This window comes from Streptomyces sp. AK08-02 (assembly GCF_033795085.1).
In the GTDB taxonomy this organism is placed as follows: Bacteria; Actinomycetota; Actinomycetes; order Streptomycetales; family Streptomycetaceae; genus Streptomyces; species Streptomyces echiniscabiei.
This window is the reverse complement of the sequence record NZ_JARAZV010000003.1, coordinates 207,789-233,242: the sequence shown is the minus strand read 5'-3', so window position 1 is coordinate 233,242 and position 25,454 is coordinate 207,789. Positions and strand designations below refer to the sequence as shown.

At 70.2% G+C, this 25,454-nt stretch carries 25 protein-coding genes; 19 read left to right on the top strand and 6 right to left on the bottom strand.

Features of this window, described 5'->3' with window-relative positions:
* Positions 1-172 precede the first annotated feature (172 nt).
* The 5 genes from urtA to urtE all read left to right on the top strand — a co-directional run bounded on the left by urtA (position 173) and on the right by urtE (position 5,019).
* Entirely contained in the window at positions 173-1,429 is a 1,257-nt protein-coding gene (urtA, locus tag PV734_RS07425; RefSeq protein WP_319288978.1) for an urea ABC transporter substrate-binding protein, read from the top strand.
* A 92-nt stretch (positions 1,430-1,521) separates the two neighbouring features.
* On the top strand, positions 1,522-2,409 hold the full coding sequence (gene urtB / locus PV734_RS07420; protein ID WP_319288977.1) for an urea ABC transporter permease subunit UrtB: 888 nt from the start codon (positions 1,522-1,524) through the stop codon (positions 2,407-2,409).
* Positions 2,406-3,527 (top strand): urea ABC transporter permease subunit UrtC, encoded by a 1,122-nt coding sequence (gene urtC / locus PV734_RS07415; RefSeq protein WP_319288976.1) that lies wholly within the window; start codon positions 2,406-2,408, stop codon positions 3,525-3,527. Before urtB ends, urtC begins: the two co-directional genes overlap by 4 nt.
* Positions 3,524-4,321, top strand: coding sequence for an urea ABC transporter ATP-binding protein UrtD (gene urtD / locus PV734_RS07410; RefSeq protein ID WP_319288975.1), 798 nt, complete (start codon positions 3,524-3,526; stop codon positions 4,319-4,321). The genes urtC and urtD overlap by 4 nt, the downstream gene beginning before the upstream one ends.
* 5 nt (positions 4,322-4,326) lie before the next feature.
* Entirely contained in the window at positions 4,327-5,019 is a 693-nt protein-coding gene (gene urtE, locus PV734_RS07405; protein ID WP_319288974.1) for an urea ABC transporter ATP-binding subunit UrtE, read from the top strand.
* 31 nt (positions 5,020-5,050) lie between these two features.
* On the opposite strand, the gene PV734_RS07400 is transcribed toward urtE, so the two are convergent.
* The gene (locus PV734_RS07400; protein WP_319288973.1) at positions 5,051-5,476 is read right to left on the bottom strand and encodes a Fur family transcriptional regulator; all 426 of its coding nucleotides are present in this window, start codon (positions 5,474-5,476) and stop codon (positions 5,051-5,053) included.
* Between the two features lie 144 nt (positions 5,477-5,620).
* On the opposite strand from PV734_RS07400, the gene PV734_RS07395 reads away from it, so the two are divergent.
* Positions 5,621-6,262, top strand: coding sequence for a superoxide dismutase (locus PV734_RS07395; protein WP_319288972.1), 642 nt, complete (start codon positions 5,621-5,623; stop codon positions 6,260-6,262).
* 179 nt (positions 6,263-6,441) lie between these two features.
* On the opposite strand, the gene PV734_RS07390 is transcribed toward PV734_RS07395, so the two are convergent.
* Positions 6,442-6,663: a hypothetical protein gene (locus PV734_RS07390; protein WP_319288970.1), complete on the bottom strand. Its 222-nt coding sequence runs from the start codon at positions 6,661-6,663 to the stop codon at positions 6,442-6,444.
* Positions 6,664-7,095: 432 nt separating this feature from the next.
* Entirely contained in the window at positions 7,096-7,299 is a 204-nt protein-coding gene (locus PV734_RS07385; protein WP_164319327.1) for a cold-shock protein, read from the bottom strand.
* A gap of 822 nt (positions 7,300-8,121) precedes the next feature.
* On the opposite strand from PV734_RS07385, the gene PV734_RS07380 reads away from it, so the two are divergent.
* The 5 genes from PV734_RS07380 (at position 8,122) to PV734_RS07360 (ending at position 12,550) form a co-directional block, all read left to right on the top strand.
* Positions 8,122-9,219 (top strand): IS110 family transposase, encoded by a 1,098-nt coding sequence (locus tag PV734_RS07380; RefSeq protein ID WP_319288969.1) that lies wholly within the window; start codon positions 8,122-8,124, stop codon positions 9,217-9,219.
* 283 nt (positions 9,220-9,502) lie between these two features.
* Entirely contained in the window at positions 9,503-9,649 is a 147-nt protein-coding gene (locus PV734_RS07375; RefSeq protein ID WP_319288968.1) for a hypothetical protein, read from the top strand.
* Between the two features lie 60 nt (positions 9,650-9,709).
* Entirely contained in the window at positions 9,710-11,005 is a 1,296-nt protein-coding gene (pcaC, locus tag PV734_RS07370; protein WP_319288967.1) for a 4-carboxymuconolactone decarboxylase, read from the top strand.
* A gap of 96 nt (positions 11,006-11,101) precedes the next feature.
* Positions 11,102-11,734, top strand: coding sequence for an MBL fold metallo-hydrolase (locus PV734_RS07365; protein WP_319094609.1), 633 nt, complete (start codon positions 11,102-11,104; stop codon positions 11,732-11,734).
* Between the two features lie 36 nt (positions 11,735-11,770).
* Positions 11,771-12,550, top strand: a complete 780-nt coding sequence (locus PV734_RS07360) for an exodeoxyribonuclease III (RefSeq protein ID WP_319094610.1) — start codon at positions 11,771-11,773, stop codon at positions 12,548-12,550.
* Between the two features lie 28 nt (positions 12,551-12,578).
* On the opposite strand, the gene PV734_RS07355 is transcribed toward PV734_RS07360, so the two are convergent.
* Positions 12,579-14,450: an SGNH/GDSL hydrolase family protein gene (locus PV734_RS07355; RefSeq protein WP_319288966.1), complete on the bottom strand. Its 1,872-nt coding sequence runs from the start codon at positions 14,448-14,450 to the stop codon at positions 12,579-12,581.
* Positions 14,451-14,651: 201 nt separating this feature from the next.
* Here PV734_RS07355 and PV734_RS07350 point away from each other — a divergent pair, with 201 nt between their 5' ends.
* The 3 genes from PV734_RS07350 (at position 14,652) to PV734_RS07340 (ending at position 16,180) form a co-directional block, all read left to right on the top strand.
* The gene (locus PV734_RS07350) at positions 14,652-15,092 is read left to right on the top strand and encodes a DUF6278 family protein (RefSeq protein WP_319094612.1); all 441 of its coding nucleotides are present in this window, start codon (positions 14,652-14,654) and stop codon (positions 15,090-15,092) included.
* Positions 15,093-15,215: 123 nt separating this feature from the next.
* Positions 15,216-15,959, top strand: a complete 744-nt coding sequence (locus tag PV734_RS07345) for an amino acid ABC transporter ATP-binding protein (protein WP_319094613.1) — start codon at positions 15,216-15,218, stop codon at positions 15,957-15,959.
* Between the two features lie 65 nt (positions 15,960-16,024).
* Complete coding sequence (locus tag PV734_RS07340) at positions 16,025-16,180, top strand: hypothetical protein (protein WP_319094614.1); 156 nt, start codon at positions 16,025-16,027, stop codon at positions 16,178-16,180.
* 262 nt (positions 16,181-16,442) lie between these two features.
* On the opposite strand, the gene PV734_RS07335 is transcribed toward PV734_RS07340, so the two are convergent.
* A complete protein-coding gene (locus PV734_RS07335; protein ID WP_319094615.1) occupies positions 16,443-17,198 on the bottom strand; it encodes a hypothetical protein in 756 nt (251 codons plus the stop codon).
* 103 nt (positions 17,199-17,301) lie between these two features.
* Between PV734_RS07335 and ggt the strand changes: the two genes are divergently transcribed.
* The gene (gene ggt / locus PV734_RS07330) at positions 17,302-19,119 is read left to right on the top strand and encodes a gamma-glutamyltransferase (RefSeq protein WP_319094616.1); all 1,818 of its coding nucleotides are present in this window, start codon (positions 17,302-17,304) and stop codon (positions 19,117-19,119) included.
* A 496-nt stretch (positions 19,120-19,615) separates the two neighbouring features.
* On the opposite strand, the gene map is transcribed toward ggt, so the two are convergent.
* Positions 19,616-20,407, bottom strand: a complete 792-nt coding sequence (map, locus tag PV734_RS07325) for a type I methionyl aminopeptidase (RefSeq protein WP_319288965.1) — start codon at positions 20,405-20,407, stop codon at positions 19,616-19,618.
* Positions 20,408-20,439: 32 nt separating this feature from the next.
* Here map and PV734_RS07320 point away from each other — a divergent pair, with 32 nt between their 5' ends.
* The 4 genes from PV734_RS07320 to PV734_RS07305 all read left to right on the top strand — a co-directional run bounded on the left by PV734_RS07320 (position 20,440) and on the right by PV734_RS07305 (position 25,421).
* On the top strand, positions 20,440-20,700 hold the full coding sequence (locus tag PV734_RS07320) for a helix-turn-helix transcriptional regulator (RefSeq protein ID WP_319094618.1): 261 nt from the start codon (positions 20,440-20,442) through the stop codon (positions 20,698-20,700).
* 162 nt (positions 20,701-20,862) lie between these two features.
* Positions 20,863-23,121, top strand: a complete 2,259-nt coding sequence (locus tag PV734_RS07315; protein ID WP_319288964.1) for a hypothetical protein — start codon at positions 20,863-20,865, stop codon at positions 23,119-23,121.
* Between the two features lie 171 nt (positions 23,122-23,292).
* Positions 23,293-24,135: a nitrilase-related carbon-nitrogen hydrolase gene (locus PV734_RS07310; protein ID WP_319094620.1), complete on the top strand. Its 843-nt coding sequence runs from the start codon at positions 23,293-23,295 to the stop codon at positions 24,133-24,135.
* Positions 24,132-25,421: an aspartate aminotransferase family protein gene (locus tag PV734_RS07305; protein ID WP_319288963.1), complete on the top strand. Its 1,290-nt coding sequence runs from the start codon at positions 24,132-24,134 to the stop codon at positions 25,419-25,421. The genes PV734_RS07310 and PV734_RS07305 overlap by 4 nt, the downstream gene beginning before the upstream one ends.
* Positions 25,422-25,454 lie beyond the last annotated feature (33 nt).

Here is a 25,454-nt window from a genome sequence, read left to right as displayed (position 1 = left end):
AACAGTTTCCTCGCAGGCTGTGGTCGCACTTCAGCGACCAGCCCGGACGTCACCCCGGAACGGCTGGGGGATCCGTGCGCCACCGCAGCCGTTCCTGAAGCGCGTCCCATCTGCTCCCTCCCCAGCGTCTTCCGCTCTTATCGCATCGCCCTTCGGGGCATGGAGGTTTCGTATGTCCGGGCTCAGCATCAGCAGACGCGGTCTATTGGCCGGCATGTCGGCGGTCGGCGCGTCCGCCGCCCTCAGCGCCTGTGGCGCCAAGACCGGGGACAGCTCCTCGACCGACGCGGCCGGCGCCAAGGCCGACACGTCCGGCAGCACGGTCAAGGTGGGTCTGCTCAACTCGCTGTCGGGCACGATGGCCATCAGCGAGGTCACTGTCCACAACGCGCTGTTGCTCGCCGTGAAGGAGATCAACGCGGCCGGTGGTGTGCTGGGCAAGAAGCTGAACCCGATCAGCCAGGACGGCGCCTCGGACTGGCCGACCTTCGCGGAGAAGGCGGAGGCCCTGATCAAGGACGACAAGGTCGTCGCCACCTTCGGCTGCTGGACCTCCTCCAGCCGCAAGGCGGTCAAGCCGGTCTTCGAGCGGTACAAGTCGCTGCTCTTCTACCCCGTGCAGTACGAGGGGCTGGAGCAGTCGCCGTACATCTTCTACACCGGCGCGACCACCAACCAGCAGATCATCCCGGCGCTGGACTACCTGAAGAAGCAGGGCCTGACCAAGCTCTACCTCGTCGGCAGCGATTACGTCTTCCCGCGCACCGCCAACAAGGAGATCCAGGCGTACGCGAAGGCCAAGGGCATGACGGTGGTCGGCGAGGACTACGCGCCGCTCGGCTCCACCGAGTTCTCCACGATCGTCAACAAGGTCAAGGACTCCGGCGCGGACGCCGTGTTCAACACCCTCAACGGTGACAGCAACGTGGCCTTCTTCAAGGAGTACAAGTCCTCCGGGATGACCGCGAAGAGCATGCCGGTGCTGTCCGTCTCCATCGCCGAGGAGGAGGTGAAGAGCATCGGAACGCAGTACCTGGAAGGCCAGTTGACGGCCTGGAACTACTACCAGACCACTCCCGGCGCCGCGAACACCAAGTTCGTCGCCGCCTACCAGGCCGCGTACGGCAAGGACAAGCCGACCAGCGACCCGATGGAGGCCGCGTACGTCTCCGTCTACCTCTGGAAGGCGATGGTCGAGAAGGCCGGATCCTTCGACGTCGCCAAGGTGAAGGCGGCTTCGGACGGGATCACCTTCGCCGCCCCCGAGGGCGAGGTCACCGTCGACGGAGCGACCCAGCACGTCTACAAGACCGCCCGGATAGGCAAGGTCGGCGCGGACGGGCTCATCACCGAGGTGTGGAACTCGGGCAAGCCGATCAAGCCGGACCCCTTCCTCAAGGGCTACGACTGGGCCTCCGGCCTCTCCTGACCCCGGCCCGACCCATCCCGTACGGACCCGGCCTTCTCAAGGCCGGGTCCCGTCCCGCGCCCGCACCCCCGTCCCCGACCCGGAGCCGCTTCATGACGGTCATCCTCAACCAGTCCTTCACCGGCATCAGCATCGGTGCCGTCCTTCTGCTCATCGCGCTCGGCCTGACCCTGACCTTCGGTCAGATGGGCGTGATCAACATGGCGCACGGCGAGTTCATCATGACCGGCGCCTACACCACGTACGTCCTGCAGAAGTCGATCAGCAGCGCCGGGATCTCCCTGCTGGTGGCGCTGCCCGTGGCGTTCGTCGTCGCGGGTCTGATGGGCGCGCTGCTGGAATGGCTGCTCATCCGGCGCCTGTACACCCGGCCGCTGGACACGCTGCTGGTCACCTGGGGCGTCTCGCTGATGCTCCAGCAGCTCGCGCGCGACATCTTCGGCGCCCCCAACGTCCAGACCCACGCCCCGGACCTGCTCACCGGCAACATCTCGGTGGGTGGCGGGATCACCCTCGCCAACAGCCGCCTGTTCATCCTCGGCCTCGCCCTGCTGAGCGTCCTCGCCCTCACCCTTATCCTCCGTACGACCCCGCTGGGCCGCCGGATCCGGGCGGTCGTGCAGAACCGGGACCTCGCCGAGGTGTCGGGCATCGCCACCGGACAGGTCGACCGGATCACCTTCTTCATCGGCTCGGGTCTCGCCGGCGTGGCCGGAGTCGCACTCACGCTGGTCGGCCCGATCGGCCCGACGATGGGCACCAACTACATCGTCGACGCCTTCCTGGTAGTCGTCGTGGGCGGCATCGGCCAGCTCAAGGGCAGTGTGATCACCGCCTTCGTGCTCGGCGTCCTCCAGTCGGTCCTCGAATACTCGACGACGGTCAGTGTCGCGAAGGTCATGGTGCTCGTGGCGATCGTCGCCTTCCTCCAGTGGCGACCCCAGGGTCTGTACACACTGCGCACCCGGAGCCTGGCATGACGACAACCACCGCAGCCGCCGCGCCCCCGCAGCCCGTATCTCTGCTGGAACGCTTCCGCGTACCCGGCGGCTTCGCCCTCGGCGCCGTGCTCCTCCTCGGTATCGCACCGCTCGCCCTCTCCGACTTCCGCCTCTCCCTCCTCGCCAAGTACCTCTGCTACGCGATCGTGGCCGTCGGTGTCAGCCTCGCCTGGGGCCGCGGCGGACTGCTCGTCCTCGGCCAGGGCGTCTTCTTCGGCCTCGGCGGCTACGCCATGGCCATGCATCTCAAGCTCGCCGACGCCGCCGCGGCCCCGGGCGCCGGCCCCGGCGCACTGCCCGACTTCATGCAGCTGTACGGGACCGGCGGCGCCCTGCCCTGGTGGTGGAAGCCCTTCGCCAACCCCGGATTCGCGCTCGCGGCGACCGTCCTGCTGCCGATGGCCGTCGCCGCGGTGCTCGGCTTCTTCATCTTCCGCCGCCGGGTCAAGGGCGCCTACTTCGCCATCCTCAGCCAGGCCATGGCCGCCGCCCTGTCCATCTGGCTGGTCGGCCAGCAGGCCACCACCGGCGGCACCAACGGACTCACCGACATGCAGGGCTTCTTCGGCTACTCGCTGGACGACCCGGTCAACCAGAAGATGGTGTACTTCATCATCGCCGTGGTCCTGCTGCTCCTGATGGCCCTCGCCCGCCAGCTGTTCGTCAGCCGCTACGGCGAACTCCTCATCGCCGTACGGGATTCCGAGGAACGGGTCCGCTTCCTCGGCTACGACCCGGCCAATGTCAAGCTCGTCGCGTACGTCGTCGCGGCCGGCATGGCGGGCCTGGCAGGCGCCCTGTTCGTGCCGGCCGTCGGGATCATCTCCCCGGCTCTGATCGGCATCGTGCCGTCCATCGGCTTCGTCATCGGCGCGGCGGTCGGCGGCCGGGCCTCCCTCGTGGGCGCGGTGCTCGGCGCGGTCGCCGTCGCCTGGGCGCAGAGCACCCTCTCCGACGCCTTCCCGGCCGCCTGGACCTACTTCCAGGGCCTGCTGTTCATCGTGGCGGTCGGCTTCCTCCCCGGTGGCCTGGCCTCCCTGGTGACCGTCATCCGCAACCGCCGTACACCTACCACCCGTTCAGGAGAGACAGCATGAGCGGCGAGGGACTGACCATCCGCGACCTGCGGGTCACCTTCGACGGCTTCACGGCCGTAGACGGCGTGAACCTGCACGTGCCGGCCGGAGACCTGCGGTTCCTCATCGGACCGAACGGCGCCGGCAAGACCACCCTGGTCGACGCGGTCACCGGACTGGCGAAGGCCACCGGCTCGGTCCGTTTCGGCGACCAGGAACTCATCGGCAAGCCCGTGCACCGCATCGCCCGCCTCGGCATCGGGCGCACGTTCCAGACGGCCACCGTCTTCGAGCAGCTGACGGTGCTGCAGAACCTCGACATCGCCGCGGGCGCCGGACGGGGAATGATGACGATGCTCCGCCGCCGAAAGGGCATACCGGAGCCGGTGGCCAAGGCGCTGGAGACCACCGGCCTGACCGACCTGCGAGACCGCCCCGCCGGCGTCCTCGCCCACGGCCAGAAGCAGTGGCTGGAGATCGGCATGCTGCTCGTCCAGGACGTACAACTGCTGCTGCTCGACGAGCCGGTCGCCGGAATGAGCCACGAGGAACGCGAGGCCACCGGCGAACTGCTCCAGCGGGTGAGCGCAGACCACACCGTCGTCGTCATCGAACACGACATGGACTTCATGCGCTCCTTCGCCCGCAGCGTCAGCGTGCTGCACGCCGGCAAGGTCCTCAGCGAAGGCACGGTCGCCGAGGTCCAGGCCGACCCCAAGGTCCAGGAGGTCTACCTGGGCCGCGCCTCCGAGCCGGAACCCGCGTCCGTATCCGAACCGTCCGCCACTCCCGTATCCGTCGCCGAGGAGGCGTGACACCCATGCTGGAGATCAACACCGTCCAGGCCGGCTACGACCGCACCACCGTGCTGCACGGCGTGACCGTCAAGGTCCCGGAGGACGGCGTCGCGGCCGTCCTCGGCCACAACGGCGCCGGCAAGAGCACCCTCCTGCGCGCCGTCATGGGACTGATCAAGCCGAAGAACGGGACCATCCTGCTGGACGGCGAGGACATCACCCGCCTCGCTCCGCACCAGCGGGTGGCCCGCGGCATGGCGTACGTACCGCAGGGCCAGCAGTCCTTCCCGCACCTCACCACCGCGGAAAACCTCCAACTCGTCGCCGACGGCCGCCCCGACGGCAAGGAGGCCATCGCCGAAGCTCTCGACCTCTTCCCCGTCCTGCGCGAACTCTCCGCCCGCCGCGCCGGTCTGCTCTCCGGCGGCCAGCGCCAGCAACTCGCCATCGCCCGCGCCCTGGTGACCCGCCCGCGCCTGCTCCTGCTCGACGAGCCGACCGAGGGCATCCAGCCGTCCGTCGTCGCCGAGATCGAGCAGACCATCCTGTCCCTGGCCGGCCGCGGCGGACTGTCCGTCCTCCTCGTCGAGCAGCACGTGGGCTTCGCCATGCGGGCCGCCCAGCACTACTACGTACTGGAAGCGGGCCGCGTGACCTCCTCCGGCGAGGGAGGCACCGGAGCCGAGCAGACCGTACGGGCGGCGCTCAGCGTGTGAGCACGCTCAGGCAGACGCCCGTGGCCCGGCCTCAGGCAGTGCTGCAGCCGCTGCACCGGCCGTAGACCAGCAGGGAGCCCGAGGAGTCCGGCCGTAGCCCGGTCAACTCCTCGATCCTGCCCACCGCTTCCGTCAGATGCTCGTTGGCGATGGCCGCGACCATGCCGCACCGCTGACAGACGGTGTGATGGTGCGGTCTTCCGGTGATGCCGTAGCGCGTCGGGCCGGGACCGTGCACGGCGTGGGTGACACCGACTGCCGTCAGCAACACCAGCGTGCGATACACCGTGGTGAGATGTACGGCTGATCCGGCCCGGGCCAACTGCGACCAGGCTTCCGTGAGGGTGAGATGACGCCCCGAGCCGCAGAGCATCGTCAGCACTCGCAGCTGGCCCGGCGTGCAGCGCAGGCCGTGCCGTCTCAGCAGATCGCGGGGTTCGACAGGACCGTTCGTCATGACCGGGACCGAACCTCACATGGCGGTTGTCTCCTCGCGACACGGCCCGGTCCTAGGACCAATGTCTGATCGGCGGGGGCCCTGTCTTGCTGTTAGCGTGCAGTTGCATACTAGTGGCAATAACAAGGCCGAAGGATGTTGGACATGGCGGTTTACACGCTCCCGGAGCTTCCGTACGACTACGCGGCGCTCGAACCGGTCATCAACCCCCAGATCGTCGAGCTGCACCACGACAAGCACCACGCGGCATACGTGAAGGGCGCGAACGACACCCTGGAGCAGCTCGCGGAGGCGCGCGACAAGGAGTCGTGGGGTGCGATCAACGGCCTGGAGAAGAACCTCGCCTTTCATCTCTCCGGCCACATCCTGCACTCCATTTACTGGCACAACATGACCGGCGACGGCGGCGGCGAGCCGCTGGAGAAGGACGGCGTGGGCGAGCTGGCGGACGCCATCGCCGAGTCCTTCGGCTCCTTCGCGGGCTTCAAGGCTCAGCTGACCAAGGCGTCGGCGACCACGCAGGGTTCGGGCTGGGGCGTCCTCGCCTACGAGCCGCTCAGCGGCCGGCTGATCGTCGAGCAGGTCTACGACCACCAGGGCAACGTCGGCCAGGGCTCGGTGCCGATCCTGGTCTTCGACGCCTGGGAGCACGCCTTCTACCTGCAGTACAAGAACCAGAAGGTCGACTTCATCGACGCGATGTGGGCCGTCGTCAACTGGCAGGACGTGGCCAGGCGCTACGCCGCAGCCAAGGAGCGCGGCGACAGCCTGCTGCTCGCCCCGTGATGCCGTAGTCGCGTCCGCCTCCGCACAGATGTCCTGCTCGTGATCGTCTTCTCAACCTTCACTTGCAGGCGGCACAAGGAAGGGCTCCCCCAAGGACGTGACTTGGGGGAGCCCTTCTGTTGTCGAAATCGGCGCACGGCGTGCGGCACGTGCGTCTCGTGCCTGCCATTGTCGCGCAGTCACTGGATCAAGCCGGTGACGGGCTGTCCTGTCAGGGACTGGGCGATCTGCCAGAGCTGTCCACCGCGGGACGCCTTCACGAGAACCACGTCGCCGGGGCGGAGGATGGAGGCCAGGTAGGCGGCGGCGGTGCCGTTGCCGCCGACCATCGCGATGCCCGGTACGCCTGCCGCGCCCGCCGCGAGGGCGAGTTGCTTGGCGAGTGTGTCGCCGACCGCCACGAAGAGAACCACACATGGGCCCGATGCCTGGTACAGCGGCCCTGGAATGGGGCGGGCCCTGCCGGTACGGCGCCTCATCGTGGGCCCTGATTGGGGTGTCCCGGTCCGTGTGCCCCTCGGCCCGCGGTGTGAGGGTGGTCGTGGTGCCGGCCCCCTTGGTGCCAACGACGCCGGAGGCGGAGCGGTCAGGCATGCGTGGCCTCCGCGGCACGGCTTTACCCACGGCCCATGCCCCCATCCAGGGGACGAAAGTCATACCGGACAGGGAGGTCAACTGTCCGCCCGCAGGGACCTGAAATGACCGCTACCTGGACAGCCCGCCGTCCGTGGAGATACGCGCCATAGAAGAGCCCGGCCGGTAGTAACGGCCCGGCCGGGCTTTTCACAGGGCGTGCGCCAGTGACCTGGCGGCGCCTGCTGAACAGACGAGCGTCAGGCGGGGGTGATGTTCTCCGCCTGGGGGCCCTTCTGACCCTGGGTGACGTCGAAGTTCACCTTCTGGCCTTCCTGAAGCTCGCGGAAGCCGGAGCTGGCGATGTTCGAGTAGTGGGCGAAGACGTCCGGGCCGCCGCCGTCCTGCTCGATGAAGCCGAAACCCTTTTCGGCGTTGAACCACTTAACGATGCCGCTGGCCATGTGTCCTCCAAGGGGACTCGAAATCGGTCCCGCACCGTGCGGGAACCGGAGGTGATCGCCCTGGTCCTCAGAGACGGTGAACAACAAAATCGCCCGTGAAGGTGTGCTCACGGGCGACCGGTACTTCGGAACCATGACAGCTACCGCAGACGGTACACGCACTGTTCTGCTCGCACCACGAGAACATCGATGCTTCCGTGGAGCTCGATCACGGTGATGCCGCGGACAAGGTAACTGCGCGTGTGCCGACATGGGGGCGGCAGCCTCCCCGGTATCGGGTGATTCCGGCGCTGCTCCGAGGCTGTATTTGTCTCCTGGATGCCCATGACGGTTCCTGACATGAGACCCCCGCTGGACGGGAGTTCGTGGTCGTCGGACCGTCGCCGGGGACTGGGCCAACGCCCAACTACCGTACGGGCGCGTGCCGGTCGTATCCGGCTGGTGCGGCGGGTGACTTGGGTGTCTGTCAATGCCGGTCACGAGCAGACGAAGGGTGAGGCCATCCTCTCGTCTTGCGGCAGTAGTTGGTCTCCGGTCCGGACGAAGTCTTCCGAGAGTGGTCGGATCATGCCGTTGTGCCGGTCCTGGTGGGATTGTTGCGTGGTGCTGTCCCGGGCGGGGTCTGACTCATGAGATCTATGACCGAAGTGTCCAGTCACAGGCTTGTCGACTGTCGTTGCGGGATGGTGTCTGCTGTCACCGAGCCACAGGGCGTGTCCCAATAGGGGCCTTGCCGAAGTTTAGGCGCCATCACGGTTCAGACCGCCCGTTCAGGCCGGTGCCGGCCACCCAGTACGTCACCACGCGGGAGGCGAACCAATCATGACGACCAGGCAGCGCAGCACCTCCTCCAGCACGGATCCTCCCGTTCCGGGCGAGGTCGTCCTGGGCGTAGACACGCACGGTGAGGTTCATGTCGCCGCCGTGATCTCCCCGCTCGGGAAGATCCTGGGCACTGAGTCCTTTCCGGCCACGGCGACCGGCTATGTTCGGCTGCTCGTCTGGGCCCGCAAGCGGGGGACGGTGCGCCGGGCCGGCGTGGAGGGCACCGGTACCTTCGGAGCGGGCCTGTCCCGCTACCTGCTGGCTCAGGACGTCCAGGTGTATGAAGTGAACCGGCCCGACCGCTCGGCCCGCCGTCTGCTCGGGAAGTCGGACCCGCTCGATGCGCAGGCTGCTGCGCGGGCTGTGCTCAGCGGTCGTGCCCGGGCCCGGGCCAAGTCCGGTGATGGTCCGGTGCACAGCGCCCGGATGTTCAAACTCGCCAAGGTCTCCGCGGTCAAGGCACGGACCCAGGCGATCAACCAGCTCAAGGCCGTCCTGGTCATCGCTGACCCTGCCTTGCGGGAGCGGTTGTCGAGCCTGGGCAATGCCGAGTTGTTCCGCACGTGCGCGCGCCTCGGCCTGCGTGACGGTGGGGGTGACGAGGACGCGGTGGCCCAGGCCACCCACATGACCCTGAGAATGCTCGCGGAGCGCATCGAGCAGCTCACCGGGCAGATCGATGAGCTGAACCGGCGCCTGACCCGGCTCGTCGAGCGCCACGCCCCGCAGCTGCTCGTCCCGGTGGGCATCGGCCCGGACAGTGCCGTCACTCTCCTGATCACCATGGGAGACAACCCCGAGCGGCTGAACACCGAGGCATCCTTTGCCGCCCTTTGCGGAGTCAGCCCCGTCGAGTACTCCTCGGGCCGGCGGAGCACGCGCCGACTCAACCACGGCGGCGACCGACAGGCGAACGCCGCCCTGCACCGCATCGTGTTCACCCGGCTGCGCCACGACCCGCGCACCCAGGCGTACTACGAACGCCGCACCCAGGAGGGCAAGACCCGCCGTGAGATCATCCGATGTCTCAAGCGATATGCCGCCCGAGAGGTCTTCAACCTGGTCAGACCGGTTTCCCGCACCCCCGCGTTATAGGGGCGTCTGTGATAGCGCCGGTGAGAGAGGCGTTCGGCGGCAAGGCCCTGCAGACGCGGCCGGAGGGGGCTTCCGGGCGGGTGTGCTGCAACTCCGGCGGTGGCACCGCACCCCCCGGGTCCTCCCCCAACGAGCACTTGACGCGTGGGCGTAGTGATGACACACGCCTGCAGTGGATGCGGCCCAAAGCCCTTGGCAGCCAACATGCCAAAGCCTTCGCTTCTGCAAAATTGAACGCCTCTGGAGGTGTCTGAAGCGATGCCTGCTCCGCTTGATGTTCCGCATGACAGGAACGCTGGACCAGATCTTCAAGAGCGTCCTGCGTCGTAACAAGGCCGGCGGGGTGGACCGGATCGCCCGTACCGCCGACTTCACCACCAAGATCCGCCAAGCCGTCGCGTCCCAGAGCCGCTATCACATCGAGGGCTGAGCGCTCCGGCGATCCTCCTCCGTTATAGGGGCGTCCGTGAGACGTGAGAGGGTCTGACGCGTGAGTGAGACACCGTCGAACACCCTGCAATACCGCTTTGACGGGCCAGAAGAGGCTCCCGTCCTGATCTTGGGACCCTCGCTGGGTACCACATGGCACATGTGGGACCGGCAGGTGCCGGAGCTGGTGAAGCAGTGGCGGGTCTTTCGTTTCGACCTGCCGGGGCACGGTGGTGCCCCCGCCCATCCCGCCGGGTCGGTCGCCGACCTGGCGACCCGGCTGCTCGCCACGCTCGACAGGGTCGGCGTGCAGCGCTTCGGCTACGCGGGTTGCGCGCTCGGCGGCGCGATCGGCGCCGAACTGGCGCTGCGCCACCCGGAGCGGCTGGCCTCGCTCGCGCTGATCGCCGCCTCGCCCCGCTTCGGAACGGCCGACGAGTTCCGCCAGCGCGGTGTGATCGTCCGGACCAACGGGCTCGACCCCATCGCCCGTACCTCCCCCGAGCGTTGGTTCACCAGCGGCTTCGCCGCCGCGCAGCCCGCGATCACCGAGTGGGCCGTACAGATGGTCCGCACCACCGACCCCGGCTGCTACATCGCCGCCTGCGAATCGCTCGCCTCCTTCGACGTACGGGGCGAACTGGCCCGCGTCGGGGTGCCGACCCTCGTCCTCGTCGGCTCCGACGACCAGGTCACCGGGCCCGCCGAGGCCCGCACCCTGGTCGCGGGCATCCCGGACGCCCGCCTCGCGGTGGTGCCGGGCGCCTCCCACCTGGTCCCGGTCGAGCAGCCCGCCGCCGTCACCGACCTTCTCGTACGCCACTTCTCGACGGCCTGGCAGCCCGCGTACGGCACCGGAACCGGCCAGATGGCCATCTCGGCGGCCCCGGCCAAGCCGGTCCTGGCCGCGCTCCAACCGGCCACCCCCATCGCGGAGATCGCGCCGCCCGCCCCGCAACCCGAGGCACAGGGGCGCCCGGACCAGTACGACGCCGGGATGAAGGTCCGCCGTGAGGTGCTCGGCGACGCGCACGTCGACCTGGCGCTCGCCCAGGCGGACGAGTTCTCCGGGGACTTCCAGGACTTCGTCACCAGATACGCGTGGGGCGAGATCTGGAGCCGGCCCGGCCTCGACCGGCGTTCCCGCAGCTGCGTCACCCTCGCCGCCCTCGTCGCCGGCGGCCACCTCGACGAACTCGCCTTCCACACCCGCGCGGCCCTCCGCAACGGCCTCACCCCGGTCGAGATCAAGGAAGTACTGCTCCAAGCGGCCGTCTACTGCGGGGTGCCCGCCGCCAACAGCGCGTTCAAGGTGGCCCAGCAGGTCATCCGCGAGGAGACGACGCCCGAGGGCTGACCCCGGAGCACGAGGCCTGAGCAGGACCCCTGAGCCGGGTGGTGAAAGCACCACCCCCAGCCGCGACGCGGTCCGGGCGCGCGGCAGGATGGACCCATGAAGCTCACGAAGAAGTCGCACGCCTGCGTCCGCCTTGAGAAGAACGGGCAGACGCTCGTCCTCGACCCCGGAGGATTCAGCGAGGAGGACGCGGCGGCCGGCGCCGACGCGATCCTGGTCACGCACGAGCACGCCGACCACTTCGACGAGGGCAGGCTGCGTGCCGCCCTGGACGCCAACCCGGCCGCCGAGCTCTGGACCCTCGCCGCCGTGGCGGACAAGCTCTCCGCGGCCTTCCCGGGCCGCGTCCACACCGTCGGCCACGGCGACACGTTCACCGCCGCGGGCTTCGACATACAGGTCCACGGCGAACTGCACGCCGTGATCCACCCGGACATCCCCCGTATCACCAACGTCGGCTTCCTCGTCGACGGCGCCGTCTTCCACCCCGGCGACGCCCTCACCGTCCCCGACCACCCGGTCGACACCCTGCTGCTTCCGATCATGGCCCCGTGGAGCAAGCTCTCCGAGGTCGTCGACTACGTCCGTGAGATCAAGCCGCAGCGCGCGTACGACATCCACGACGCCCTCCTCACGGACCTCGCCCTTCCGATCTACGGCGGGCTGGTCGGCGGCCTCGGCGGCGCCGAGCACCTGCGGCTGACGCCGGGGACCTCGACCGAGGTCTGAGAGGCGTTGTCAGACCCGGCGGGTAGGTTGTGGGGCATGCGTATCGCGACCTGGAACGTGAACTCGATCACCGCCCGCCTGCCGAGGCTGCTGGCCTGGCTGGAGAGCAGCGGCACGGACGTGCTGTGCCTCCAGGAGGCCAAGGTCGCCGCCGAGCAGTTCCCGTCCGACCAACTGCGAGAGCTGGGCTACGAGTCGGCGGTCAACGCGACCGGCAGGTGGAACGGCGTCGCGGTGATCTCCCGCGTAGGCCTGGAGGACGTGGTGCGGGGCCTGCCCGGCGACCCCGGTTACGAGGGCGTCGAGGAGCCCCGCGCCGTCTCCGCGACCTGCGGCCCGGTCCGCGTCTGGTCGGTGTACGTGCCGAACGGCCGCGAGGTGGCGCACCCCCACTACGCCTACAAGCTCGGCTGGTTCGAGGCACTGAGGGCGGCGGTCGCCGACGACGCGGCAGGCAGCCGCCCGTTCGCGGTCCTGGGCGACTTCAACGTGGCCCCGACGGACGAGGACGTCTACGACCTGGCCGCCTTCGAGGGCCTCACCCACGTCACCCCGGCCGAGCGCGAGGCCCTGGCCGCCCTGCGCGAGGCGGGGCTCACGGACGTGGTCCCGCGCCCCCTGAAGTACGACCGCCCGTACACGTACTGGGACTACCGCCAGCTCTGCTTCCCCAAGAACCGGGGCATGCGCATCGACCTGGTCTACGGCAACGAGCCGTTCGCGAAGGCGGCGAAGGACGCGTATGTCGACCGGGAGGAGCGGAAGGGCAAGGGCGCGTCGGACCACGCCCCGGTGGTGGTGGACCTGGAGGTCTAGGGGGGCCTGGCTACCGGGCCCGGGGCGCTCACGGCACCAGCGCCCCCAACTCCACCGCCCCCGCCATCGCGGCCAGCCCCGCATCACCCGGATGCAGATGGTCCCCGCTGTCGTACGCGGGCAGCAGCCGCGCCGGCTGCGCCGGATCCCGCAACGCCGCGTCGAAGTCGACGACCCCGTCAAATTCGGACGTGGACGTGGACCCGGACCGGGATGCGGACTCGGAGTCGGCGACCCGCGCAGCCTCCTCCCTGATCCACGTGTTCACGGCCGTCCGCTGACCGTCGACCGCCGACGTGCACCGCGCCTCACCCGCGCACGGCCCGATCGTGGCGACCAGCACCCGTATCCTCCGTGCGCGCACCCGCTCCGCCAGCTCCCTCAGACCGGCGATGACATCCTCCGCCGCCGCGCCCGTCCGCAGGTCGTTGACGCCCTGGAAGACGATCGCCGTGCGCGCCGACGTCTGGGCGAGGACGTCCCGGTCCAGGCGGTGCAGGGCGCTCACCCCGCCCGAGTCGGTCGAGACCCCGTCGCCCGGGTAGCGGTCGGACAGGACGCGGTTCGCGGCGATGCCCTGGTTGAGGACCCCGTAGCGCGGCACCGTGTTCTGGGCGAGGAGCCGGTCGGCGAGCACATCGGGCCAGCGCCGGTTCGCGTCCGCCGTCGATCGCTCCCCGTCGGTGATCGAGTCGCCGAGCACCACCACGGATCCGGGACCGTCACCCACATCGACCCCCGTCAGCAGCGGCCAGGTCGTCAGCGTCGAGGTGTACGGCGTCGGCGAGCCGTCGGCCGTGTGGTCGCCCGGTTCGCTGACGTACGAGCGTTGCTGCGCGAGCCGGTGCAGAGGTGCCGCCGTCACCGTGCCCGGCAGATCGAAGCTGACCAGCAGGTTACTGTCCGAGGGCACCGCGAAATCGAGCGGATCGCTGAACGCCTGTGCCCCGGCCGGGAGTTGGGCCCCACGCGCGCCCCGGAACGTCAACGGAACAGGGGTGGCGCTCGCGGTGGCGCCCGCCGCCTGGACGGCCACCGTGGCGCTGCCGATCCGTACCGGGGCCGACGCGAAGGTGTTGTCGAAGCGGACCCGAACCCTTGGTCCGCCGGCCGATGTGTGCACCACCAGCCGCAGCGTCCGGTCGGTCCAGGGGCCCACGGTCGCGTACGTCGAGGTCGACGCCGCCCAACTGCCTGTCCAGCGGGCCGTGTCGGGCCGTACCGAGAGTGCGAAGACGTGCAGGTCGGCCGCGTACGGCAGCCGGACGGAGGCGACCTGGTGCCCTCGCACGATCGGCACGGTGACGACGTACAGCCGCGCCTTCTCGGCGAGTTGGCCGGTGGGCGTGTTCACGTGCGGCAGCGCGACCGCCTTGGCGGCGAGGGAGCCGGTGCGCCAGTCGGGGGCGGTCAGCCGGTACGAGGACCGGGTGCCGTCCGTGTACGAGACGGTGCCCGTGCCGCTCACCTCGGCGCCGCCGGTGCCGGCGGCGAGGAACGCGAGCGCGTCCCCCTCCCCGTGGACGCGCACGGCCTGGCCGGCGGCACGGACGTTGTCCGGCTCGCCCGGTGCCCGGCAGGGCCAGACCAGCCGGGCGCCCTGGACGGTGAGGCCGGAGCCCCTGGTCCAGCCGGCGGCCGTCAGGTCCTGGGCCGACACGGAGACGCCCGAGCCGTCGAAGTCGGCGGCCTCGGGGCGGGCGTCGTCGCTGACGGCGGTGTTGTCGAAGTACCGGGTGAGGGGAAGGGGTTGGGGATCGGGTTCGGCGGCCCGGGCCGCGGAGGACAGGGGCGTCAACGCCGCGCACAGGGTGAGGGCGCAGGTGAGGGCGAGGGTGATGCCCGGTCCCCAGCGCCCACGGACACCCGGGCCCCACGTGCCTCGGTCGCCTCGGCGCATGTCCGTCCCCCGCTCCCTCGGGCCCGTCGCTCAACGCGGTGTGGAGCCGCGGTGCGAGGCCGCAGTGCGAAGCTAGGGAGCCGCCGGGGGTCCGTCAATGAGGCCGGTGCGCCGGGTGGGGGCGGACGGGGAACTTGGCCGGAACCCGTGGCCCCGCGCGCCCAGTGGTGCGGTCGGCGGTGTGAATGACAGGCTGGACGTATGAACATCCCTTTCCTGGGCAACTGGCGCAAGAAGCATGGGCTCGCCCGAGGGGTGGCGGTGTACTCCGCGGGGGAGCACGACCCCGAGGCGGCCGCGGGGCTCCTTTCCGAGTGCGAGCTGCTCCGTTCCCAGGCGCACCGGGTGGGCGTCGAACTCGACGACTCCGCCGCCTCGTTGGAGGCGCTGGACCAGCTGCTGCCGGGCTGGCGGGACGACGAGGAGTCGCTGCCCTGGCTCGGCAACGACGCGGGCCTCTATCTCGGCACGGTCATCGTGCGGACGGTCCCCGGTGCCGCCTGGGACTTCTGGCCGAACGGCCAGCCCGTCGTACGGCTGTCGTCGGGCCGTGAGTTCGACGTCGTCGCCTCCGGGCACGCGTGGGCGTCCAGCGGTGTCCCCGAGCTGTCGCAGCTGTACGGGGAGGTCGCGGAGACGTAGACACGAGGGGGTATCTGGCGTAAATACGGCTAATGCCGGAAAAGTGCGTGTCGTGTATTAACTCCGCTCCTGTCTGGATAGTTTGCGGCAACCACGACACAGCTGAAGTGAGTAGGGCTGGGCATGGCCGTCGATCCGTTGATCGAGCTGATGGAAGTCAACAAACACTTCGGTGAACTGCATGTCCTCCAGGACATCAACCTCACCGTCGGCAGGGGGGAGGTGGTCGTGGTCATCGGCCCGTCCGGGTCGGGCAAGTCCACTCTGTGCAGGGCGATCAACCGACTGGAGCCGATCGAGTCCGGAACGATCAGGCTCGACGGACAGCTGCTGCCCGACGAGGGCAAGCCGCTCGCGCGGCTCCGGGCCGAGGTCGGGATGGTCTTCCAGTCGTTCAACCTCTTCGCCCACAAGACCGTCCTCCAGAACGTCTCGCTGGGCCAGATCAAGGTACGCGGGCGCGGGAAGGGCGAGGCCGACAAACGCTCCCACGAGCTCCTCGACCGGGTCGGTCTCGCCTCGCAGGCCTCGAAGTACCCCGCCCAGCTCTCCGGCGGCCAGCAGCAGCGCGTGGCGATCGCCCGCGCCCTGGCCATGGACCCCAAGGCGATGCTCTTCGACGAGCCGACGTCGGCGCTCGACCCGGAGATGATCAACGAGGTTCTGGAGGTCATGCAGCAACTGGCCCGCGAGGGAATGACGATGGTCGTCGTCACCCATGAGATGGGCTTCGCCCGCTCGGCCGCCAACCGGGTCGTCTTCATGGCGGACGGCCGCATCGTCGAGGACCGTACCCCCGAGGAGTTCTTCACCGATCCGCGCAGCGACCGCGCCAAGGACTTCCTCTCCAAGATCCTGAAGCACTGAGGTGCTGCCGAGATGCTGGAGCTCTGAGGTCAACATCGTTGACTGTCAGGGGAGTTGAGGACGCCGTGCAGGTATCGACGGACCGGCTCCCGGTGGCGGCCGAGGCCGGGAATCCGTCCGAGCCGAACCTCGACTACGATTTGCCGTTCATCCCCATCGGGATGTGGACCGAGGCCGTCGCACCGGCCGATTCAGGGACGCTGCTGCCAGGCGGGCAGTAGTAGAAGGGCACTCGCTCGCCCGGCGGCAGCCGGAGATCACTGCTCGCGCAGGGGTATCGACACGTATGTGGGTCGTGCTTCCGGTGGGGGAGGAGGTCAGCTGCGCGCCGGTCGACGTGTGTTCGATGTGCGGAGCGGGTCGACCGGGCCGGCCGACCCGCCGAGGCCGAGCGGGCCCACGTCGCGCAGGTACGCGACGAGGGTGCCGCTCCGCCTGGTTCCGGCACCTCCCGCGCGTAGACGGATGTTCCGCGCACGCACTCTAGGAGGCGCGGTGGGAGCTGCGTGGGACGACGGCCGGCAGGGGCGTCTGCGCGGCCCGGGTGATGTCCGTGACGACCTCGACGACATCGGGGCCGTACGCCTGCGAGTTGACGACCTTCAGGAGCAGGGCGAAGGAGTTGTTGCCGTGTTTGCGGGCCAGCCGTTCGTGATTGCGGGCGAGATAACGGGTCGCCGCCTGGTTGGTGATCGCACGCTGGCCGCAGAACAGGAACACCGGCCGGGCCTCGCCTCGCTGGCCGGCGGTGAGGCGCGCGAGTATCACGTACTCGCCCTTGCCCGCCTCCAGGCGATAACGCTCCGTGCCGATCTGGAAGGCGCCTCGGTCCGGTCCGGGTTCGGCGTCGACGTTGACCCGGACACCCGGGAGCAGGGAGTGCAGATGTGCCAGCATGCGGCGGTTGGAGGCCGGGCCGCCCACGCAGAACTCGGTCCGCTCGCCGATCCCCTGCTGGGTGGCGTCATGGGCGACGACCTGGGCGTGGGCGTTGCAGTCCTTGATGAGCGCGGCGAGTTCCAGCAGCGCGAACACGTCGTGGCGCATCACCGTCAACTCGGGGCCACCGGCCTCGCGGTTCACCACGAGCAGCGACTCGGAGTTGTCCGGCAGCCCGAAGAAGGCCTGCTTGCGGCGGAGTCTGCGCTTCCACAGATAGGTGCGGGCCAGCCAGCCGAGGGCTGCGCTGATACCGGCCGCGACCACACCGAGGACGATATTGCGCATGTCGTCAGTCATGGGCGCGCATGCTAGCGGTCGACCGCAACGCTGTTCGAGGGGCTCTTACGGGACCGCTGCGATGAAGTTACGCTGCGCGGACGGTCATTGACTGGAGGTATTCATGCGTCGCCCTGTCGCGCGAAGTCTGGCGGTCCTGGCGGTTTCGGCTGTCGTGATGTCGGTGGGGGCGGCGGCCCCGCCCGCCGCCCCGTCCACGGACACCGGCGCGGGTACGTCGGTGAGGAAGGTCCCCGTCGCCGTCGGCTACGGCGGCGCCGTGGCGAGCGTGGACGCGGATGCCTCGGCCGCCGGGATCGAGATCCTGCGCAAGGGTGGCAACGCGGTGGACGCGGCCGTCGCCACGGCCGCCGCGCTCGGCGTCACGGAGCCCTACTCCAACGGTGTCGGCGGTGGCGGCTACTTCGTGTACTACGACGCCAAGTCCCGTACGGTACGCACGATCGACGGCCGCGAGACGGCACCCCTCACGGCGGACTCGGGTCTGTTCCTGGAGAACGGGCAGCCGATCGCCTTCGCCGACGCCGTCACCAGCGGGCTGGGTGTCGGTACGCCGGGCACGCCCGCGACCTGGCAGGCGGCGCTGGACAGTTGGGGCAGCCAGCGGCTCGGGGCGCTGCTGAAGCCGGCGGAGCGGCTCGCTCGCGACGGCTTCACGGTGGACGACACCTTCCGGTCTCAGACCGCGTCCAACGAGGCGCGGTTCAGGAACTTCCCCGACACGGCGAAGCTGTTCCTGCCGGGCGGTGTGCTGCCGGTGGTCGGGTCGACCTTCAAGAACCCCGATCTGGCGCGTACGTACGAGGAGTTGGGCCGCAAGGGTGTCGGCTCCCTGTACCGGGGGAAGCTGGCCCGGGAGATCGTCGCCACGGTCAACAAGCCACCGGTGGACCCCGGTTCGGGGTACAACGCGCGTCCCGGTGAACTGTCGCTGAAGGACCTGGCGGCCTACGGGGTGAAGCGCCAGGCGCCCACCAGGACGTCGTACCGAGGCCTGGGCGTCTACTCGATGGCACCTTCCTCGTCGGGCGGGACGACGGTCGGTGAGGCCCTCAACATCCTTGAGAAGACGGACCTTTCGAAGGCGAGCGACGTCCAGTTCCTGCACCGTTACATCGAGGCGAGCCGGATCGCCTTCGCGGACCGGGGGCGCTGGGTGGGCGACCCGGCCTTCGAGGACGTACCGACGAAGGAGCTGCTGTCGCAGTCGTACGCCGACTCGCGGGAGTGCCTGATCAAGGACGACGCGGTGCTGACGAGCCCGGTCGCGCCCGGGGACCCGCGTCACCCGACGGCCTGCACGAGCACCGGTGTCGCGGCGCCGACGACGTACGAGGGCGAGAACACCACGCATCTGACGGTGGCCGACAAGTGGGGCAACGTCGTGTCCTACACGCTGACCATCGAGCAGACCGGCGGCAGCGGCATCACCGTTCCGGGTCGCGGTTTCCTCCTCAACAACGAGCTGACAGACTTCTCCTTCGCCCCGGCCAGCCCCGCCGTCCATGACCCGAACCTGCCGGGCCCGGGCAAACGACCGCGCTCGTCGATGTCCCCGACGATCGTCCTGGACGCCCACGGCAAGCCGGTGGTGGCTCTCGGGTCGCCGGGTGGGGCGACCATCATCACGACCGTCCTGCAGACCCTGACGGGCTTCCTCGACCGAGGGCTCCCGCTGGTCGACGCGATCGCGGCACCCCGCGCGAGCCAGCGCAACCAGACGACCACCGAGCTCGAACCGGGGCTGTGGAACAGTGAGTTGAGGACGAAGCTGGAGGCGATCGGCCACGGCTTCCGGCTCAACCCCGAGATCGGCGCGGCGACCGGCGTGCAGCGGCTGCCGAACGGGAAGTGGCTGGCCGCCGCCGAGACGGTACGACGCGGTGGCGGCTCGGCGATGGTGGTGCGGCCGGCGTCCTGAGCAGGCCGGGTACTGGCGGCGGCGGTCCTTCGCCCGGGGCCGCCGCCGCCCGGCCGTGTAGGGGCTGACAGCCGCTGCGGGCCAGGCGTGCTCGAACTCCTCCAGGGTGAAGCCCGAGGCCGTCCGCAGGGGGCGCTCGCCGCTGCGCAGGCCGCCCGGGCGAAGCCCTGGTGCGGCAGGGTGCGGCCGACACCGGTGCCCGCACGGCCCGGCTGGGCGTGCGGGCTGTGCACGCGGCCCCGGCCGTTCGCTGCCGGGTCCGGACGGATGCGGCCGTGCGGCTCGCCGTCCTGCTCGGCGAGCGGCGGGTCCAGGCCGGCCGGACAGCGCCTCCTGCTGCCTCGCCGCCACCTGCGGTGTTCCGCCGTCGGCGGGTTGTCCGGAAGTGCGGCGGGTGCGAGCGCGGCCCACGAGTCGCGTCAACCGGCCGTGTACAGGCCCGCGATGCTGTCCGCGCCGGCACGGGTGCCGCCCCCGGTGAGCGTGGGGCCGTAGGTCAGGCCCGGCTCGTGTGCGCGTCCTGCCGGGCCGTGAGCACCCGTGGTCCCGACGCCGTGATCGCCACCGTGTGTTCCGCGTGGGCCGCGCGGGAGCCGTCGTTGGTGCGGAGGGTCCAGCCGTCCGGGGCCTCGTAGTAGCCGTCCTTGCCACTGCCGATCAGCATGGGCTCGATCGCCAGGACCAGTCCGGGGCGCAGCGGCATGCCCCGGCCGGGGCGGCCCTCGTTGGGGACCGGGGGGTCCTCGTGCATACGGCGGCCGATTCCGTGGCCGCCGAACCCGTCGGGGATGCCGTAGCCCGCCGTACGGCACACCTCGCCGATCGCGTGCGCGATGTCGCCGATGCGGTTTCCGACGACCGCCGCCGCGATGCCCGCGGCGAGGGCCCGCTCCGCGGTCTCGACGAGCCGTACGTCGGCCGGGCGCGGCTCGCCCACGATGAAGCTGATCGCCGAGTCGCCGGCCCAGCCGCCCAGTTCGGCGCCGAAGTCGGCGGAGACGAGGTCGCCGTCACGCAGCCGGTAGTCGTCCGGGACGCCGTGCACGATCGCGTCGTTCACCGAGGCGCAGAGCACCGCCGGGAACGGGGTGGGTGCGAAGGAGGGGTGGTAGCCGAGGAAGGGTGAGGTGGCCCCGGCGGCGCGCAGCACCTCGTGTGCCACCTCGTCCAGCTCCAGCAGGGAGACGCCCACGTCAGCGGCTTCCCGGACGGCGGTCAGGGCTCTGCCGACCACCTGGCCGGTCTCGTACATGGCATCGATCGCTGTGTCTGTCTTGAGTTCCACCATGCCAATTACTATACCGGTATTAGAATGGTGGCATGGTACGCACTCCTCTCACCCCCGAAGAGCATGAACGCGGCGAGCGGCTGGGCCGGTTGCTGCGCGAGGCGCGTGGCGGTCGCAGCATGGCGCAGATCGCGGCGCACGCCGGTATCTCCGCCGAGACCCTCCGCAAGATCGAGACCGGCCGCGCGCCGACTCCGGCCTTCTTCACGGTCGCGGCGCTGGCGCGGGTCCTCGGGCTGTCCATGGACGATCTCGTCGGGCGGTGCGAGCCGTTGGCTCCGGTCGCGGCGTGAGCCTCGTGGGGCGGTTCCGGCCAATGTGTCAGTGGCTCACGTCACGTTCCGCTGGGCGCGCGGTACTCTGCGTCCGGTCCGAAAACCCTTCGTAGCCCATCCGTAACACGGTTGGTGTTTTCTACGGGGCGGAGAACTCCGGTCGGGCATGGGGTGGACGTCATGGCGGTGGAACAACTCCCGGGGCAGGTGCGGGAGTTCGCGCGGTATCTGAATGGCCTGCTGGCCCGTCTCGATCAGGACGCGGGCTGGTGCGGCGTGTTCTGGCAGCGTGACCCCGACGGCATGCGGGCCTGCCTGGAAGGGGCGGAGGTGCCGCCCTGGGACGTGGTGGACGCGTTGCTCCAGGATCTCGCCGCGGGGTACGGAACGGCCGTCGTCGCCTCGGAGGCCGAGCCGGCGCGTGCCCTGCACCAGTCCGCGCTCGCCGCGTTCGACACCCGCCCAGACGCTCGCGACACCCTCGGGGACCGGCTCGACGTGATGCTCCGGGAACAGAAGTACGCCGCCGAACGGCTCGCCGAGCTGGGGCGGTCGCTCGCCTCCGCCGCCACCCACGAGGAAGCCGAAGGTCTCCGCCTCGACCTGGCCTGGGCCCACGACGACCATGAGCGCGCCTCCGCCCGCTGCGTCGAACTCCGTTACCGGCTCGACCAGTTGGCCCGCAGGGTGGTGAGCCGGGCGCCCTCCCCGCACCGTGACCGCGACGACGAGGCCGACCTGTTCACCGGCCGCGTCCAGCACACCCCGCACCCCGCCGACGCGCCCGCGGGTGACTCCATGCCCCTGCCGAGACAACGCACCCACCTCGACGGACAACGCCCGGCCGGCACCGAGGCCGCCTGGTACGACGAGGCACCGGCATGGCGCGACGGCACCCGCGGCCCCGGCCACCCGACCGACGAGGCCGGCGCCCACCCGACCGCCTACGGCACCGACCGAGCCCCTGGCGGCCCGGGTTCCGGCGACGAGGCTCGCACATGGCGTACCGGCTCCGGCCACGCGCCCGACGAGGCCGCCGCCCGCCCGGCCGCTCACGGCGACGATCCCGGCCCCGGTCGCCAGGGTCCCGGCGGGGAGGCTCGCGCCTGGCGGGACGGCGCCCGCGAGAGCGACGATCTCGGCCAAGGCCGCCGAAACCCGGGCGAGAGCACATCCGCGTGGCGCGACGGCACCGGCCGAGACGGGGCCCGCCCGGCCGCCTACGGCGACGACCGCGGCCCAGACGGTCAGGGTTCCGGCGATGAGTCCTTCGCCTGGCGTGAGGGGCCCCGCTACGGCGGCGACCGTGGTTCCGGCCAGCGGGACGCCGACGGCACCGCACCCGCGTGGCGCGACGGCACCGACCGAGACGGGGCCCGCCCGGCCGCCTACGGCGACGACCGCGGCCCAGGCCGCCAGGGGCCCGGCGACGGCGCTTCCGCCTGGCGCGACGGCGCCCGCCGGGGTGAGGACCGAGGCTCTGGAGGACAGGACTCCGGCGACGGCGTCTTCGTCGGGCGTGACGGTGGTCCGCGCTCCGGGCAGGGGGATGCCCCTGACGACGCCCGGCAGGCCGACGCTCCAGGTGGCACCGGGGCCTCGGCCGAGCGCACCACACCCCCTCAGCTTCCCGCCGACTGGTACGAGCCCTCGGCCCCTGCCCCCGAGCCCGTGGATCCCCGCCCCGCCTCCAAGCAGCGCGCCAAGCGCCGTGCCCGCGGCAGTGCCCGGTTCGCCGGAATGATCGACGACGCGGACACCGGCGCCACACCCACCGTCGACCCCACCCGGGCGCCGGTCATGCCCGCGCCTGCCGCCACCCCGGGCCGACGCACCCCGCGCGGGGCGCGGTTCGCCGGAGCCGCCGCTGCCGCCAAACCGGCGGCACCCGTGCGGGAGGCGCTGGACGACGACGCCCGGCACGACACCATCGACACCGTCCGCACCCTCGTACGACTGCGCGGTGAGGGACGCACCGGCGAGGCGCACGCGCTGCTCGTGGAGTCGTCCCAGTGGCCCGCCGCCCGTTTTCCGCTGCTCGCCGCCGAACTGCACCGCGCCGGGCTCGGCGCCGACTGGGCGACCCTGCTCTGGGAGGCCGCCTCGCTGCCGGTCGACCGGCTGGTCGACGCCGCCGACGCGCTCGTCGCGGCGGGGCGGGCGACCGACGGTGAGCAGATACTGCGCCAGGGCATGGCGCGGCCGGCCCAGGAGGTGGGCGAGGCCGTGCTCCGGCTGGCCCAGGACGGCAGGCGGCGCGAGGTGCGCGCACTGCTCGACGCGTACGTCCGGGTCCGCACCCCCGCGGAGGCCGCCCGCAGCGTCGCGGTAGACCCCCAGCGCCTCGTACCCCTGCTCCTGGAGGCGGCCCGGGGCGCCTCCGAGGACTGCTACTGGGACCTGGTGCACGCGCTGCGCGTCGCAGGGCACAGCGCGTAACCCGGCCGGCCCCGACTCGCCCACAGGAGTGTGAAACGTGATCGACTCCGCGGGTTAACGACGATGGTCTTGGCAAGGCTTCTCCGGAGGCTTACTTTCAAGCCCCTACGACCTTTGTGACCTTGTCTACGGGCGTAGAGGCTCTCTGACGTCCAGCCGAAGGAGCAGGTCATGGCCAACGTCGTACGTGCCGCTCTGGTCCAGGCCACCTGGACCGGCGACACCGAGTCCATGGTCGCCAAACATGTGGAGCACGCCCGTGAGGCCGCCCGGCAGGGCGCCAAGGTCATCGGATTCCAGGAAGTCTTCAACGCGCCCTACTTCTGCCAGGTCCAGGAGCCGGAGCACTACCGCTGGGCCGAACCCGTCCCCGACGGGCCGACCGTCACCCGGATGCGGGAGCTGGCGCGCGAGACCGGCATGGTCATCGTCGTGCCCGTGTTCGAGGTCGAGCAGTCCGGGTTCTACTACAACACCGCGGCCGTGATCGACGCCGACGGGACCTACCTCGGCAAGTACCGCAAGCACCACATCCCGCAGGTCAAGGGCTTCTGGGAGAAGTACTACTTCAAACCCGGCAACCTCGGCTGGCCCGTCTTCGAGACGGCCGTGGGGAAGGTCGGCGTGTACATCTGCTACGACCGGCACTTCCCGGAGGGCTGGCGTCAGCTCGGTCTGAACGGCGCTCAGCTCGTCTACAACCCGTCCGCGACCCACCGGGGTCTCTCCTCCCACCTGTGGCAGCTGGAGCAGCCCGCGGCGGCCGTCGCCAACGAGTACTTCGTCGCCGCGATCAACCGGGTCGGCCAGGAGGAGTACGGGGACAACGACTTCTACGGGACCTCGTACTTCGTGAACCCGCGCGGCCAGTTCGTCGGCGAGGTCGCGAGCGACAAGGACGAGGAACTCGTCGTGCGGGATCTTGATTTCGATCTCATCGAGGAAGTCCGGCAGCAGTGGGCCTTCTACCGGGACCGGCGGCCGGACGCGTACGAAGGGCTGGTGCAGCCGTGAGCGGTGATCTGTACGGGCGTCACAAGGCGGTTCTGCCGGACTGGCTCGCCCTCTACTACGCGGATCCGATCGAGATCACGCACGGCGAGGGCCGGTACGTGTGGGACGCGGACGGGAAGCGGTACCTCGACTTCTTCGGCGGCATCCTCACCACGATGACCGCCCACGCTCTCCCCGAGATCACCAAGGCGGTCAGTGAACAGGCCGGGCGGATCATCCACTCGTCCACCCTGTATCTCAACCGGCCGATGGTCGAACTCGCCGAGCGCGTCGCCGAACTGTCCGGCATCCCGGACGCCCGCGTCTTCTTCACCACCTCCGGTACGGAGGCCAACGACACGGCGCTGCTCCTCGCCACCTCCTACCGGCGCAGCAACCAGATCCTGGCGATGCGCAACAGCTACCACGGCCGTTCCTTCAGCACGGTCGGCATCACCGGCAACAAGGGCTGGTCCCCGACCTCCCTGTCCCCGCTCCAGACCCTGTACGTCCACGGCGGCGTCCGCACCCGTGGTCCGTACGCCGAGCTGAGCGACGCCGACTTCATCGCCGCCTGCGTCGCCGACCTGGAGGACCTGCTCGGGCACGTCCGCCCACCCGCTGCCCTGATCGCAGAGCCCATCCAGGGCGTCGGCGGCTTCACCTCGCCGCCCGACGGGCTGTACGCGGCCTTCCGCGAGGTGCTGGCGGAACGCGGCATCCTCTGGATCGCCGACGAGGTGCAGACCGGCTGGGGCCGCACCGGCGAGCACTTCTGGGGCTGGCAGGCACACGCGGAGAACGGCCCGCCGGACATCCTCACCTTCGCCAAGGGCATCGGCAACGGCATGTCCATCGGCGGGGTCGTGGCCCGCGCCGAGATCATGAACTGCCTCGACTCCAACTCCATCTCCACCTTCGGCGGCACCCAGATCACCATGGCGGCCGGCCTCGCCAACCTCACGTACCTCTTGGAACACGACCTCCAGGGCAACGCCCGTCGCGTCGGCGGACTCCTCGTCGAACGGCTGCGGGCCGTCGCCGCACAGCTTCCGGGCGTACGGGAGGTCCGTGGACGCGGGCTGATGATCGGCGTCGAGCTGGTGAAGCCGGGTACCGACACTGCCGACCCGGAGACCGCCGCCGCCGTGCTCGAAGCGGCCCGGGAGGAGGGGCTGCTCCTCGGTAAGGGGGGTGGCCACAACACCAGCGCGCTGCGTGTCGCACCGCCGCTGTCCCTCACCGTCGCGGAGGCCGAGGAGGGCGCCGCGATCCTCGAACGTGCTCTGAGGAGCTGCGTCCAGTAACACCGCAGCAGGACCACCGCAAGAAAGTCGGCC